Source organism: Pseudomonas poae (genome assembly GCA_028869255.1).
Taxonomy (GTDB): Bacteria; Pseudomonadota; Gammaproteobacteria; order Pseudomonadales; family Pseudomonadaceae; genus Aquipseudomonas; species Aquipseudomonas poae_C.
Genome location: CP110972.1, coordinates 1,209,400 through 1,223,480, shown reverse-complemented (window position 1 = coordinate 1,223,480; position 14,081 = coordinate 1,209,400). Strand labels below are relative to the sequence as shown.

12 protein-coding genes and 3 pseudogenes are annotated in these 14,081 nt (G+C 57.0%); 2 read left to right on the top strand and 13 right to left on the bottom strand.

The features are described from left to right. Positions 1-4 precede the first annotated feature (4 nt). A pseudogene (gene traD, locus LRS56_05810) lies at positions 5-2,109 on the top strand (type IV conjugative transfer system coupling protein TraD). A gap of 88 nt (positions 2,110-2,197) precedes the next feature. Continuing rightward, positions 2,198-2,929, top strand: a complete 732-nt coding sequence (locus LRS56_05805) for a TIGR03747 family integrating conjugative element membrane protein (protein ID WDU64026.1) — start codon at positions 2,198-2,200, stop codon at positions 2,927-2,929. A gap of 275 nt (positions 2,930-3,204) precedes the next feature. Here LRS56_05805 and LRS56_05800 read toward each other — a convergent pair whose 3' ends face one another. The 13 genes and pseudogenes from LRS56_05800 to LRS56_05740 all read right to left on the bottom strand — a co-directional run bounded on the left by LRS56_05800 (position 3,205) and on the right by LRS56_05740 (position 13,877). Then, entirely contained in the window at positions 3,205-3,789 is a 585-nt protein-coding gene (locus LRS56_05800; protein ID WDU64025.1) for a hypothetical protein, read from the bottom strand. Positions 3,790-4,115: 326 nt separating this feature from the next. Continuing rightward, a pseudogene (locus tag LRS56_05795) lies at positions 4,116-5,042 on the bottom strand (methyl-accepting chemotaxis protein). A gap of 379 nt (positions 5,043-5,421) precedes the next feature. Beyond that, positions 5,422-5,790: a hypothetical protein gene (locus LRS56_05790; protein ID WDU64024.1), complete on the bottom strand. Its 369-nt coding sequence runs from the start codon at positions 5,788-5,790 to the stop codon at positions 5,422-5,424. A 718-nt stretch (positions 5,791-6,508) separates the two neighbouring features. Further along, on the bottom strand, positions 6,509-7,414 hold the full coding sequence (locus LRS56_05785; protein WDU64023.1) for a LysR family transcriptional regulator: 906 nt from the start codon (positions 7,412-7,414) through the stop codon (positions 6,509-6,511). Between the two features lie 55 nt (positions 7,415-7,469). After that, positions 7,470-8,030, bottom strand: a complete 561-nt coding sequence (locus LRS56_05780; GenBank protein WDU65697.1) for a DUF924 family protein — start codon at positions 8,028-8,030, stop codon at positions 7,470-7,472. Between the two features lie 29 nt (positions 8,031-8,059). Beyond that, on the bottom strand, positions 8,060-9,247 hold the full coding sequence (locus LRS56_05775; GenBank protein ID WDU64022.1) for a low temperature requirement protein A: 1,188 nt from the start codon (positions 9,245-9,247) through the stop codon (positions 8,060-8,062). Between the two features lie 17 nt (positions 9,248-9,264). After that, positions 9,265-9,444: a hypothetical protein gene (locus LRS56_05770; GenBank protein ID WDU64021.1), complete on the bottom strand. Its 180-nt coding sequence runs from the start codon at positions 9,442-9,444 to the stop codon at positions 9,265-9,267. Positions 9,445-9,612: 168 nt separating this feature from the next. Next, positions 9,613-9,957, bottom strand: a complete 345-nt coding sequence (locus LRS56_05765) for an aldehyde dehydrogenase family protein (GenBank protein ID WDU65696.1) — start codon at positions 9,955-9,957, stop codon at positions 9,613-9,615. Continuing rightward, positions 9,939-10,988 carry an aldehyde dehydrogenase family protein gene (locus LRS56_05760; protein ID WDU64020.1) on the bottom strand — a complete coding sequence of 350 codons (1,050 nt, stop codon included), beginning with the start codon at positions 10,986-10,988 and terminating at the stop codon, positions 9,939-9,941. Before LRS56_05760 ends, LRS56_05765 begins: the two co-directional genes overlap by 19 nt. 10 nt (positions 10,989-10,998) lie before the next feature. Beyond that, the gene (locus tag LRS56_05755; protein ID WDU64019.1) at positions 10,999-11,751 is read right to left on the bottom strand and encodes a type 1 glutamine amidotransferase domain-containing protein; all 753 of its coding nucleotides are present in this window, start codon (positions 11,749-11,751) and stop codon (positions 10,999-11,001) included. 79 nt (positions 11,752-11,830) lie between these two features. Next, the gene (locus LRS56_05750; protein WDU64018.1) at positions 11,831-12,649 is read right to left on the bottom strand and encodes an SDR family oxidoreductase; all 819 of its coding nucleotides are present in this window, start codon (positions 12,647-12,649) and stop codon (positions 11,831-11,833) included. Between the two features lie 98 nt (positions 12,650-12,747). After that, entirely contained in the window at positions 12,748-13,521 is a 774-nt protein-coding gene (locus tag LRS56_05745) for an SDR family oxidoreductase (GenBank protein ID WDU64017.1), read from the bottom strand. A gap of 148 nt (positions 13,522-13,669) precedes the next feature. Next, positions 13,670-13,877, bottom strand: a pseudogene (locus LRS56_05740) (DUF2274 domain-containing protein). Positions 13,878-14,081: the final 204 nt, after the last annotated feature.

Sequence of the window (14,081 nt, the reverse complement as noted above, 5' to 3'; positions counted from 1 at the left end):
AACCATGGCCGAGCATGCGATGGAGTCCAAGCTCCGGCCAGCGGTGGAGCTGTACACCGTAGCGATCTGCGTCGCTGCCGCCGTGTTGTGCGTGTACTCGCCCTGGGCTGTGGCCCTGTCACCCGAGATTGGTCTGGTTGCAGCGCCGGCCTATGCCCTGTTCGGCCTCATCCGCCTGCTACAAGCCTGGGAGGTGCTACGTTATCGACGCGATATCCGTCGGCTGCCCCGCTACGAGCTGACCAGTCGGCAGATTCCGGTCAGCAGTAAACGGTTGTTCATGGGGCGTGGTTTTCTCTGGAACCGCCTGCACACCCAGCGGTTGGTAGAGGCCCAGGATCCGGCGGTCGCCCGCTATGTCAATCAACCGACCAGCTACCGCCTGGCCCGTGGACTCGAGCGGCGCTTGGAGCATGCGCCGTTTCTCATTTCTACCCTGGCACGTGTCACTGCCTGGGACAGTGCTTTCAATCCATTAAGGCCTCTCCCCCCGGTAGGCGGTTCGCCGCTGTTACATGGGGTTGAGCCCAACGAAACAGAGGTAAGTCTGCCTCTAAGCGAAAGGGTCGGACACACCCTGGTGCTGGGCACTACACGCGTCGGCAAGACACGACTCGCCGAGGTGTATATCACTCAGGACATACACCGCGTCGAACATGAGGTAGTCATCGTTTTTGATCCGAAGGGTGATGCCGACTTGCTCAAACGTATGTACGTCGAAGCTAAACGGGCCGGTCGGGAAAAGGAATTCTATGTTTTCCATCTGGGCTGGCCGGAAATCTCCTCGCGCTACAACGCGGTGGGACGCTTTGGGCGCATCTCGGAAGTGGCGTCACGCATTGCCGGGCAGCTCAGCGGTGAGGGCAATTCTGCGGCCTTTCGTGAGTTTGCCTGGCGTTTCGTCAACATCATCGCCCGCGCACTGATAGAGCTGGGCCGACGTCCTGACTACCTGCAGATCCAACGGCATGTGGTCAACATCGACGCACTGTTCATCGAGTACGCGCAGCACTTTTTGCTAAGCGCGACCCGACCGCGTGGGAGGTTATTGTCCAGCTTGAAGGCAAACTCAGCGAGAAAAACATTCCCCGTCATATGGTGGGACGCGACAAACGCGTGGTCGCCATCGAACAATATCTGGCGATGAACCGGGTATTTGATCCGGTAATGGACGGACTGCGTTCAGCGGTTCGATATGACCGTACTTACTTCGACAAGATTGTTGCCTCCCTACTGCCACTGCTGGAGAAACTCACCACCGGCAAGACCGCACAATTACTGGCCCCCAACTACACCGATTTAGATGACCCGCGGCCTATTTTCGACTGGATGCAGATCATCCGAAAACGCGGCATCGTCTACGTCGGCCTGGACGCGCTGACCGACGCCGAAGTGGCCGCCGCCGTGGGCAACTCCATGTTCGCCGACTTGGTCTCGGTCGCGGGTCACATCTACAAACATGGCATTGACAATGGCCTGCCGGCATCGGCTAGCAGCAGTACCAAGCTGCCGATCAACCTGCACGCCGATGAGTTCAACGAGCTGATGGGTGATGAGTTTATTCCGCTGATCAACAAGGGTGGCGGCGCCGGCATCCAGGTGACCGCCTACACCCAGACCCTCAGCGATATCGAAGCGCGCATCGGTAACCGCGCCAAAGCTGGCCAGGTTATTGGCAACTTCAACACCCTGCAGATGCTGCGGATACGCGAAACCGCCACGGCGGAGCTGCTCACCCAACAGTTGCCCAAGGTCAACGTGCTGACCAGGACCCTGGTGTCGGGTGCCACTGACACCTCCGATCCTGAAGCCAACACGGATTTCACCTCGTCCTCGCAGGACCGCGTCAGCAGCACCAGCGTGCCGTTGATCGAGCCGGCGCACATCGTCAGCTTGCCCAAGGGGCAGATGTTTTCCTTCCAGGCCGGTGGCCAGCTCTGGAAAGTGCGCATGCCGTTGCCAAAGCCCTCCAACGACGATGACATGCCCGAGGACCTCCAGGAGCTCACTCAGCGGATGCGGGCTACTTACAACGACCAAGCGGGCCAATGGTGGACTGCCAGCGGTGGCGGCCCAACAACAAACTTCGATCTGGATCAGGTGGGGTAGCGCGCGCCCACAGGTTTTAATTCGGCAGAATTCTATCCAGAAGGCGTAGTGACGACACCAACACTGCAACGCGCAAATGGAGCGAATGATGGCGACTTCCGTCCAGAACACGCCACCACAACCGATTCAGCGCCCGGGATTAATCGTCTCGGCGATTGGTCTGGTTTTGCGAATCATCGGATTGCTGATCGCCTCGCTGGTGTTCTCGATCCTGGTCGAGTTCGCAGGCCTACTACTGTTTTGGAGCGAGCAGGGTTGGCGACATAGCCAAGCCATGTTGAGTAGCGAGTTGGGGTGGCTGAGTGATTACTTCAAGTCTTCACTGATTCTCCAACAGCCTGGTCGAACGATTGTCCAGTGGCTGGACTTCCTCAACCAATGGTTGCTGGTTAAGACCGGCTTTGCGGATTTTGCCCAGAATGCGCACGCGTCGAACCAAGTTAACGACTTTCGGGGTTTGATCAACCAGTTATACGTAGGAATCGAAGATTTCGTACTGGCCGCGCTGTATACGTCCTTCACCTTCGTAGTGCGCCTCACCATCCTCGCACTGGCCACACCACTGTTTCTGCTAGCCGTGCTTACCGGCTTGGTCGATGGACTTATGCGCCGGGATCTACGCAAGTTTGGCGCTGGCCGAGAAAGCAGTTTTGTCTATCATCGCGCCAAACGTGCGTTGATGCCACTACTGTTGGTGCCGTGGATTTTTTATCTATCCCTGCCATTTTCAGTCAACCCTATGATTATATTTTTACCCTGCACTATAGCTCTTGGGATAGCCATATCGATAACCTCGACAACGTTTAAAAAATACCTATAAAGGCAAATGAGCTGTTACACGCCCGCAAGCACCTGCCCACGACCAAAGTTAAACAAACGCAGCCAATGGTTATCCGGCCAAAACCTGGCGAGCCAATAGGGCGTATTGCAGAAAACCCTACTTCAGCGACTTAATGATGCGCTGATGTCAGCTCAGGTCGAGAAAAGCCAAATTTTTTCCGATATTAGCTGACCACTACGATCTGATCGACGAAGCTTTTATGATCGAATCTCCTATTCGACAGGCGCTCACCCCCATAGCCATCTAAAGTAAGTTTATACATCCAGCATCTTGAGTGCCGCTAAAATTCTTGATTGCTTCTCCGATGCAGAAACTGCCCTGTTAAAAAAAAGATCCAGTTCACTGACTAGCACCTCCATCGCACTTCTTAACTCTTCTGAAGAGACCACCTCTGGATAGTTCAAACGCGCGTCGACAACTGAAGTTCTTATCTCATCAATCTTGGCCCCAGCTTGCCCAATGGTCTGATCAACCCAATTTTGTAACCCTGGCAATAAAGCATTTAACTGCCTGATCAACTTTTTATTTTCCGCATCCAACTGAAGACCTTCCGGGAGGACTCGCAAGACCTCGGGTGTCATAGACAAAGATCCAGTGCTAGCCAGAATTACCTCTAAGCGATCCTTGACATGACAAGCCAGTTGGTTAACACGCTCAAGCTCCTGGCGAACGGCAAACACTTCTCTGGCAATGATCGCAACAAACTCTTGTAAACTGGACATACCCACTACCACCCAATGGCTTAAATCATAATAAATAGTTAGTTGCATCGCCTCATCAAAATACTGATTTACGAGCCCCCCCCTTGCAAAAAAGCCGGTAATTTTCAGTTGCCTCATCGCTTAGCTCCCAAAAACCCTTGAAGCAAGTTAATGTAAAATCATTATTATCCAACGGAAATGCCTACAAGGCAGGTTCGCTTTCCGGTTTTGATTACATAACCATGCACACGCAAGCCATGCTAAGTGCTACTGCCCGCCTTGATGAATCACTGCTCGCCGTGCAGCAGTCTGTTAGTTTGATCGAACCGCAGTCATCTGGATGATTCTGGAGACGACCGAATCGCGTGGCTGCTGGATTTGTTACTGCGCATTCCTCTGCCGCACATCTGGTTATCCTCCTAACTCTGTCACGGTGGAGACATTGTGTACGAAAGTGGCCAAGCTTAATCTCTAACCCGTGCTGCAGCCTGCTTACCTCCGGTGACTTCGAACTGGCCCACCAGTTTTTGCAGCTTATTGGCGTTCATGCGTACGGTCTCAGCGCTGCTTTGCAGGGCCACGACGTTTTCGCGCATTTCACCTGAGGCGGCGTCGACGCGGCGGATAGTTTTGGCGTAATTGAGGCCGCGCTGCTCGATGATGCCGATCATGTTTTGCACTTCATGATGCAATTCAGCGTTGTCGGAGCCGGCATCGACGCTGGAACGCAGGTGGTTGTCGACGTACTGCACGCCGCTTTCCATAAAGGCTACGGCTTGCTGGGTTTCGCTCTGCAGGCCCTCGACCATTTGTCGGATGTCTTCGGCGGCACTGGCCGTGCGCACCGCCAGTGAGCGGACTTCATCGGCCACCACGGCAAAGCCGCGACCGTGCTCGCCGGCCCGTGCCGCTTCGATGGCGGCATTGAGCGACAGCAGGTTGGTCTGGTTAGTGATGTTGGTGATCAGGCTGATGATGTTACTGATCTGCGCCATCTTCGAATCCAGCGACTGCACACTGGAGGCGGAGCGCTCGACGACGTCACGAATCGACTGAGTGCCGACTCGTGCCGCCTCGAACTGCTTGCGGGCACGCAGGACCACATCGTCCATGGCCCGCTTCATCTGTTCAGCGGTCAACGAGGCCTGACGGATTTCCTCGAGCTGGCCTTCGACAATGGTCATCATGCGGTTCACCGCTTCGGTCACCTCGTCCGACGTCAAACCGGCTTCCTGACTGTTACCAAGCATCAGTTCGTTGGTTTTGCGCATGCTTTGTGAAGCATGAATCACCTGACCGACGACGGTGTCCAGGTTGTCGATAAAACTGTTGATCCAGCGGCCCACATCTCCGGTTTCATCATTGACCATGGTGCTGGTGTCGAGGCGCCTTGCGCATACAGTGGACCCGCGGCATCACTTGGTAGCCAACACCCCGCAGCTAGCTAGGGGACGCCGGGGCGGGGCAAAAAAAATATTGCTGAGGACTCTTCCCGAACGGGTAACGCTACTTGGAACTTGGGCCCTGAAGATACTCGTGTCCAACTGCGTTTCAGAGTCATGGAAAATGCTCAACCGGTGGAGTATTTTTTAGTTCAATCAGCGAAATGCCAACCAAATCCCTAAGCATCCTGCACCAGGAAGGGGTAGTGAGATTGCACTGTGCCCGAGGCCACTGCCGACAAGCAAAGGGGAACATGCACTCCTCAAATTGCGCTAATCTTCAATGCGGATTGGATCCATGCATTGCATCCCATGATAGAGCAACCAGTCACATTACAGAGTCTCCAAGCATGAACTGAAATTCTATCCGACTCACCTTTCCCAGCATCTGTACTGAAGCAAAAAAAAGTATTTGTTGATTGTTTTCCGATATCGCGACGGAGATATGGCCGACTAGACTTTGCCCAAAGCGGTTATCAAAGTTAATAAACTTCAAAATTACACAATCAATATCACAGTTCTCGCCATACCCTTCGTACTCTACTAAAAACCTGGGGCCTGGAGTTGTAAGTTCTCGCGGACCTTGTTCAATGGCCCCCTCGGAAAACTCCATCCTAACATTTAAATTGTCCGAGTCATCAATAGGGCAAGTAAACGTCAGCGAGTCCCCCTCAGGAACGAACAGCACTGCGCTCATGAGAACCTTTCGACCCCCTATTTCCATGGCCCGCCTCTTAGCGAATATCACTAAAAGACATCATTATGACATCACGCTAAAATCCGCGAAAGTGTCGCAAAAAAGCCGCCAAGACGCCAAAAAGAGATGGGTTGCGGAACGCATCATGAAAGTCGTGTCCCCCAAGCCGCAGAAACTGGGTATGGAGGGAAATATTTCCCAGGCCATCCCTCTGTCACAACACCAGCATGCGGGTACGCATGGGGGGTTGGAGAGAATGAGCTCAGCAGAGACCCGGTAGCCCCATTCTGTCAAACCGCGCAATATCAAGCACTCAGTTGAGCTCAGAACGCTGTTGCGCCAACAGCAACGAGAGCTTCCCGAACTTTTCGAGCGCCAATCTCCCAGCCCCCCGCTAGGTGGCTCTCGACACATCGTGGAACTGCGGCCATGGCTAAAACTGAATTGCTCGCAATCGGCGCTCTAGCCATTCGCCCAGTCCCTTACCACAAACCGGGGCAAGCTTTCCAAACCAATATGTAGGGCACTACCTATCGACATTCTACTGCAGGCTTCGACCCTCGGAACGCTTAGCAAAGCGACGACTGTCGGCTGGAAGCCACATAAGAGCGTTGGAAAAGAAAGCTAGGCCACGTTGTAGGGGCTAACGAAGGTTATGAACTCATCCGACCTGACAGCCAATCAACGCTTTCTTCCCCGCCATGGGCTCGGGTCAGGCTTAGGTATCCAGGTGCGGTCGCATCAACGCTTCAAACCATTCCTGAAAGACTGCCAGTCGCCGCGAACGCTGCCTGCGGTTCGGGTAGACAAGCGACACCTGCATAGGCGCGGCGCGAAAGTCGGTCATGACCTCCACAAGTTCGCCTCTGTCGAGCAGATGCTGGACGTCAAATCTAGGAATCTGGATCAATCCCATCCCCGACACGCAGCAGGCTATGTAGCTTTCGGCGTTGTTGACGATCACCCGACTAGGTACGGCGACCTGCCGGTCGTTGCCCGCTACAAAGCAGTCCCAAGGCAGTTCCCGTCCAGTGGAGGGCGAGGCGTATCCCACCGACCAGTGTCCCTGGGTCAGGTCATCCGGCTTGACCGGAACGCCATACTCACGCAGGTATGCCGGACTGGCGCAGTTGATCAGTGCGATATGGCCGAGGAGGTGAGCGACCAGACTGCTGTTATGCAATGCACCAATCCGGACGGCGCAGTCAACGCCTTCTTGCACTAGATCGATCGCGCGGTCGGTCGAGCCCAATGCCAATTGAGGGCGGGGATAGCGACGCAGGAAACCCGGCAGTGCAGGGGCAATCAGTCGGCGGGCGATACGGCTGGGCACGTCAACATTGAGCCGCCCTGAAATCTTACGTTGGCTGGCATAAAACAGCTGATTGATGTCTTCCGCATCTGAGAGGAAAAGGCGTACCCGCTCCAGCAACTGCAGGCCATCGGCAGTCAGGCGCACCTGTCGCGTCGTTCGATGCAGCAAGCGCGTGCCCAGGGTCGATTCGAGTTGTTGGACGGCAGCGGACACCGATGCACGCGGCAGTTCCAGCGCATGGGCAGCCTTGATGAAACTGCCCATCTCGGCAACCTGAACGAAGACGCGATACTGATCGAGTTTATCCATTAATTCCTTTCCACATAGCCTGTTGAACTGAGAGCCAGCTCGAAGGGACCGCGTCTCATCCGGCGAATCCGCCGCTGCCAAGGAAGGCGTCTTCCTGGTCCGTGGTCCGGCGTCCCAGTATCACGTTACGATGCGGGAAACGGCCGAACCGGCGAATGATGTCCCGATGTCCCTCTGCATGGAAGAGCCAGGGTTGCCCGAGCCGAGCGTTCAGCTCGACCGATAGATCCTGGTCACCGATATCTTCCGAATGGGCAAAGGGCAGGCAAAAGAACAGTTTCAAGTCTGCGTCGACCTCCCCCATATACCCAACAGATTCTGCCTTTCGGGCATAGTGTCGGGCCAAGGGGTCCGTTGTATACATACGAGCTATACCGCGGAAGGCATTGCGCGGGAATTGGTCGAGCAGGATGAGCAAAGCCAGCGCTCCCTCTGGCGTATCCGCCCAATCGTCGCGCATGCGCTGTGCCGCCGGCAGATGCAGGCAGAGGAAGCGCTCACGAAAATGCTGGTCGAAGGCCGGATCGTGGCTGAACCAATCCGTCTTGGACGCTCGCCAGAATCGCAACAATTCAGCAGGGCCCTCCGGCGTGGCTGGCGCCCCCGCAACGGACATCCGGGTCCGATTGCATCCCGACGCGACGCTCACTGCCCGTCCTTCCTGCGGAGGTCTCGGAGCAGGTGCCCTTCCCAGAAGCTCACCATCAGCACGACCGCGGTGGTCAACCATCCCATGACCAGCATGTCGGCGAAAAATGCCACGGGCACCAGCGCCAGCAGCATCAGCACGCCGGCCAAATGCGACGCCGGCACTACACCATAGACGATCCGCTTGTATATGGCGCTGCCCAGCAGATAAATCGCCGGTCCAGCGAGCAAGATGACGATCTGGGCCGCGCCGGGGTGCGCATGCGGATGGGCCAGCACCAAGTCGTTGCCAACCGCGGAGGCGATAACGCCAGCGATCAAGATGGCATGGATGTAGTGGAAGTACGCCCCGATGCGTCCGGGATCATCCGAGCGCGTGATGGCCTCCGTCGCGTCCTTGCTCGACGTCCCGAAGTAAAGCCACCACATGGCCAGCGTGCCGACGAAGGTGGCCAGCAGCGCCAGCACCACCGGCACATCCCATTTTGCGGCATCGGCAAGGGTGGCGCCGCTGGCGAGCACCGTTTCACCCAGTGCCACGATCACGAAAAGCTGGCAGCGCTCGGCCAAGTGGCCGCCTTCGATCGTCCACTCCTGTGTGCGGGAACGCCCCATCCCGGGCAAATCAAAGCCGAACATCGGGGAGACGTACTCACAAAGAACAGCGACCAGCCATAGCAGGGCACGCGTTTCGTGCTGTGCTAGTGCCCCGGCGATCCAGAACACCCCCGAGATAGATACCCAGCCGAGCATGCGGCGGTAGTTTGCCGACAGCGGATGTCCACTGGGCAGTTGCAGCGCAATGAAAGCGGTTCGCCCGACCTGCATCGCTACGTAGGCGCCCGCGAACATGAGCCCCCGGTCGGAGAATGCCATCGGAATGCTGGCCGCCATGACCAGCCCGAGCAACATGGTCGCGAACATCATGCCTCGGATGGGGGGTGTTTCGGGGTCGAACCAGTTGGTGACCCAGCAGGTGTATTGCCAACCCAGCCAGACCGCGAACCACAGGATCAGCGTTTCGATCACGCCGAATCCCGTGAGGTTGTGCAGCAGCTCATGGCTGAGCTGGGTCACCGCGAAGACGTAGACCAGGTCGAAGAACAGCTCCTCGTAGGTCACACGTGCGTGATGGCCGTCGCGATGGCGCAGCAAAGGATGGTCTGGCACCGACTTGCTCGACATGGTGGTGGTCTCCTGCTTCACGGCTGCGAGAGGCGCCAGACCTCGATGCCGGCCGCGATGGCTGGCACAGCGAAGACCAGTAACAGGATCGGAAACTCCTCGCGTGCACTGTAACCCGCGAGGCTGACGCCCACCCACATGTTGACAGCCGCAACCAGCAACCAGACGGGCACGAAGGCTTTGGCCGCGAGCGCCATGCCTGCCGTATTGGCCCCCAGAGCCAACCGAACAGGACGAAAACGCCCAAGAGGACTACGCCTCCGAACATGACCATCAGTACGTGCATGCAGAATCTCCCATATTTTTCATTGACTGCTTCTTTAGCGTCGACCCATGGAGAGTTGGCGAGCTTGAGTTGCTGGCGCTCAGTTAAAGATGCTGAGGTTCCTGACGACGTCCTTGCCGGCATAAGGCGGAAAGACGTCCAATTCGAGGTCAGGATTACCAATCAGCATGGCCTTCGTATTGCTCAGCGCATCAAAGCCGGCCTTGCCGTAGTACTTGCCCATGCCACTGTAGCCGACGCCACCGAAGGGCAGGCTGTCGATCCAGCAATGCAAATTGGTCTGGTTCACGCAGCCTCCACCGAAGGATAGGCTGCCCAGCACGTAGTCGATGTTCGCCTGGTTCTTGCTGAAGATATAGGCGGCCAGTGACTTGGGCTTGCGCTTCATAATGCCCACGATCGCTTTCAGGTCGGTGTACGGAATAACCGGCAGGACCGGGCCAAAGATTTCCTGCTGCAGTGCCGGGTCGTCCCAGGTCGAGGGTATAGCACGGTCGGCTCGACGTAGCGCGCCGACACGTCGAAACGACCACCATGCACAACCTTGTCGGGCAGGATGTACGACACGACACGCTGCGCGTCATGTTCGCTGATCATGCGGGCGAAATCGGGGCTCTGCTGCGGGTCGGCACCGTACATCTTGACGATGGCTGCCTTGAGCTTGTCGATGAAGGCGTCGGCGACGCTTTCGTGCACGTACACGTAGCCCGGCGCGATGCACCATTGGCCGGAGATCGCGTTGTGGCCCCAGGCGATGCGATCGGCGGCAATGTCAAGGTTGGCGGTTTCGTCGACGATGGTGGGGTTCTGGCCACCCAGCTCCAGAATCACCGGCGTAAGGTTCTCGGCCGCCGCGCGCATCACGACCTTGCCGACGGCCGAACTGCCGGTGAAGAAGATGAAGTCGAAGGGAAGCTCCAGCAGCGCGCTGATTTCTTCGCGCCCGCCAGTGACGATAGCCACGTTCTCGGGCTCGAAGTACTGGGGCACGAACTTCTGGAACAACGCGGCGGTGGCTGGCGTAGTATTGGCAGGCTTCAACACCACCGGGTTGCCCGCCGCCAGTGCGGCGATGGCCGGGTCCAGCAACAGCAGGATTGGCGCATTGAACGGACCGATCACTAGCGTCGGACCGTAGGGTTCCTTCAGAATCAGGCCACTATTGCCGGAGGCCTCCAGCCCTTTGGGAATGGCCACCCGCTGTGGCGCCATCAGTTCCTTAAGGTTTTCGCGGTAGTATTTGATGTTGCCCAACGGCACCGTGATCTCGAAGAGTTGCTCGAAGGACGGCTTGCCGAAGTCCTGATACAGCGCAGCGCAGAATTCCTCCTGGCGCTCGCGCAGCATCCGCTCCAGGCGGTCCAATTGATCGATGCGCCAGTCGTGAGACTTGGTGGCGTCGGTCAGGAAGCGTTCCTTCTGGGCATCCAGGATGCCTTGAAACTTGTTGGCCATATCGGAAGACCTATTCGTCAAGTGCATCGAGCGCCAGTCCGGCGGTGAGCCTGCTGCTGTACTGCTGCTGCCCGGTGATAAGTCGGCCGTCGCGGATAGCAAACGGCTCATTTACTTCCCGGCAGAGATAGGTGGTGCCCTCGATTCCGGCCGCTTCGCTTTGAATGGTGTAGTTATTCAACTTCATGCCGAAGGCCGTGTTGACCTCGTCTTCTTCCGCGTCGGTGAAGCCGGTCCACGTCTTCCCCTCGGCCAGCAGCTTGCCATCCGACAGACGCGTCCAGAGCAGTAGAGAAGATCCGTGGCAGATCAAGGTAACGATCTTTCCCTTCTCGTAGAAATCGGCAACTAGTTGGTGCAGCGCCAGATCGTCCTTGAACGTCAGCAGTGGCCCGCCGCCTGCGACCCAGATCGCGTCGTATTCGTCCACCTTCACCGCACTAATCGGCAGCGTCCGCTTGAGCATCGGACCAAACGTGGCGTGGTGCACAAACCCGAGTGTAATCAGGTCGTCAGCATACACGCCCCCCGGGGTGCGCGGATCGCTGTGCGTATCGATCATGACCTCGCCACCCTTGGGAGACGCAAGCTCCACCTCATGCCCGGCTTGCGTGAACATGAGGAAGGCGCACGTCATTTCTTCACCGAAGAACCCCACCGCAAAGCCCTTAAGCTGGGCTGTGTTCGAGACGATCAACAGTATGCGACGCGGCTTGCGTTTCAGTCCGACGCGAATTTCAACTTTCAGGTCTGATGCAGGCATGCTCGTTTCTCCTCTAACTTCAAAAGTGTTGCGGACAACCCGAGCGGGAATCCCTCCTGGATGCCTGCGTTCCAATTCATCAGTTGATCGGCGAAACGATACCGCCGTTGATGTAGCTGGTGGTACCCGTCATCCAGCGCGCTTCCGGCGACACCAGGAACAGCGCAAGGCCCGTGATGTCGGTGATGTTGCCCAGACCGCCGTCGATCGACATCGATTTGAGCCAACCGATGTTCTCGTTGGATTCGGCTGGGTAGAAGAACGACGTATCAAGCGGTCCGGGCGCGATGCAATTGACCGTGACACCACGCCCGCCCAGTTCCTTGGCAAGCGACTTGCTGAAGTGTTCCAGCGGTGCTTTGCTACCGGCATAGCCCGCATAGGTGGGCGCAAAGGCAGCGACCATGGTGGTAACAAAGCTCAGGACGCGGCCCTCGTCGGCGATATTTTTCGAAGCTTCCTTGAGAAGGAAGAAGGCGGCCTTGGCATTGACGTTGAACAACTCGTCAAACTCCGCTTCCTCGAACTCCGCCAGTGGCTTGCGGATGATCTTGCCTGCCGTGTTGATGAGGATGTCGACCTTGCCAAATGTGGCAATGGCGGCATCGAACAGCGCTGTGGCCTGCGCAGGCTTGGTGAGGTCAGCCTGAAAAATCAGCGCTTCTTGTCCGGGTCCACGTACAGCCGCAGCAACCTCTTCCGCCTGCGCCTGCTTGGAGGCCGAGTTGTAATGGACCACCACGTCGGCACCTTCCTGCGCCAGTAGCAGAGCCAGTGCTTTACCCACGTTAGCCGAGGCCCCTACGACAATCGCGGTCTTACCGATGAAGCGGCGCGCGCCGGTGCTGGTGGCCGAAGGAAAGATCTTGATGACTTCTTGATGAGTGATGGCAACCATTTGAAAACTCCTGCGAGGTAATCATTTACCTGCCCCGTCGCTGACGCCAAGAAGGGCGCCGATCCGCTCAAGGGGGCAACATCTGCGGCCCTTGGGGCCTATTTGGTGGCGTATCCACCATTGATGAGGATCGTTTGACCGGTGATCCACCACCCGTCGCTCACCAGGTGACGAATGAAGGGCACCACATCCTTGATGTCGGTCAAGCCTGTTGCACTGAACGATGAAAGCGCTGCAGCCGTTTTGTGGTAAGCCACTGCATCGGCACCCTCGGCTGGATAGAAGAAAGGCGTATCCATCGGGCCCGGGCCAACCGCCGTCACCGAGATGCCGCGCGCACCGAATTCCTTGGAGGCCGCGCGGGTGTAGTGCTCCACCGGCGCCTTCGTGCCGGCGTAGGCGGCGTAGAACGGCGTGAAAGCACCCAGCAGCGATGTGACCACCGTGCAGATCTTGCCGTTATCGTTCAAGTTTTTGCCGGCTTCCTTGAGGAAGAAGAACGCAGTCTTAGAATTGACCGCCGTCATCTCGTCGTACTCGGCCTCGCTGATTTCGGCCATGGACTTCTTGAGCACCTTCCCCACGGTGTTGATGGCGATGTCAGGCTTGCCGACTGCAGCGATGGCATCAGCAAACAGCTTCTCGACGGCTCCGGCCGTCGTCAGATCACCCTGCAGGGCCACTGCCTGCGCGCCGCTTGCCTGGACCGCAGAGACCGTCACGTCGGCATCGGCCTTGGATGCGGCGCTGTTGTAGTGGATCGCGACGGCCTTGGCGCCCTGCGCGGCCAGATCGCGGGCGATCAACCCGCCAAGGTTCTTGGCTCCGCCCGCGATGAGAACAACTTTACCTTTGATAGAATGGTCTGCCATGGGGGAATCTCCTTCACGAATGGGCGAAGATCCGAGCTTAGGCTGCATCAACCAGGCGATAAACCATTAGTAATTGGATGGATAATCCAGAAAAGCGATCTAATCGAGGGTGTTTGGACAGACTGATCACGCGATTGATCAAAACAGGTTATCGCCTAGAGACTCGAGACGCTGGGCATACCCTTCCCCCCCCATCGCCCGCTATGAACGCACCCAGCATGGGTGGAATCCGCCCGGCCGCGTCAACAGTCTCGCCGTATGTTTGTGCGTGCTGTGCGGCATAGGTCAAGGTCGGCCTTAAGGCCCTCCGGGTAGGAACATGAGATTGTGACCTTCATGCTCTCAGTCTTGGGCATTGGCCTTACCCGCGGAACATTCTGTAAGGCAGTGAAGTCCGACGTAAACGTAGGGTTTCGGCTCCGTATTTATGCTCATCGCTCCGACAAACTCTCATTTGAGGAACACCTGGGCATTATCGTGCACCCGTTTTTATATGGTTCAATTCAACTGGGCGCGAATTGGGATTGCCCAAACACTCAATGCCAGATAACGACTTTTTT

Coding starts and splice junctions, on each gene's coding strand:
- LRS56_05805 (WDU64026.1), top strand. CDS start 2,198: ATGGCGACTTCCGTCCAGAACACGCCACCACAACCGATTCAGCGCCCG.
- LRS56_05800 (WDU64025.1), bottom strand. CDS start 3,789: ATGAGGCAACTGAAAATTACCGGCTTTTTTGCAAGGGGGGGGCTCGTA.
- LRS56_05790 (WDU64024.1), bottom strand. CDS start 5,790: ATGAGCGCAGTGCTGTTCGTTCCTGAGGGGGACTCGCTGACGTTTACT.
- LRS56_05785 (WDU64023.1), bottom strand. CDS start 7,414: ATGGATAAACTCGATCAGTATCGCGTCTTCGTTCAGGTTGCCGAGATG.
- LRS56_05780 (WDU65697.1), bottom strand. CDS start 8,030: ATGTCCGTTGCGGGGGCGCCAGCCACGCCGGAGGGCCCTGCTGAATTG.
- LRS56_05775 (WDU64022.1), bottom strand. CDS start 9,247: ATGTCGAGCAAGTCGGTGCCAGACCATCCTTTGCTGCGCCATCGCGAC.
- LRS56_05770 (WDU64021.1), bottom strand. CDS start 9,444: ATGGCGCTCGCGGCCAAAGCCTTCGTGCCCGTCTGGTTGCTGGTTGCG.
- LRS56_05760 (WDU64020.1), bottom strand. CDS start 10,988: ATGGCCAACAAGTTTCAAGGCATCCTGGATGCCCAGAAGGAACGCTTC.
- LRS56_05755 (WDU64019.1), bottom strand. CDS start 11,751: ATGCCTGCATCAGACCTGAAAGTTGAAATTCGCGTCGGACTGAAACGC.
- LRS56_05750 (WDU64018.1), bottom strand. CDS start 12,649: ATGGTTGCCATCACTCATCAAGAAGTCATCAAGATCTTTCCTTCGGCC.
- LRS56_05745 (WDU64017.1), bottom strand. CDS start 13,521: ATGGCAGACCATTCTATCAAAGGTAAAGTTGTTCTCATCGCGGGCGGA.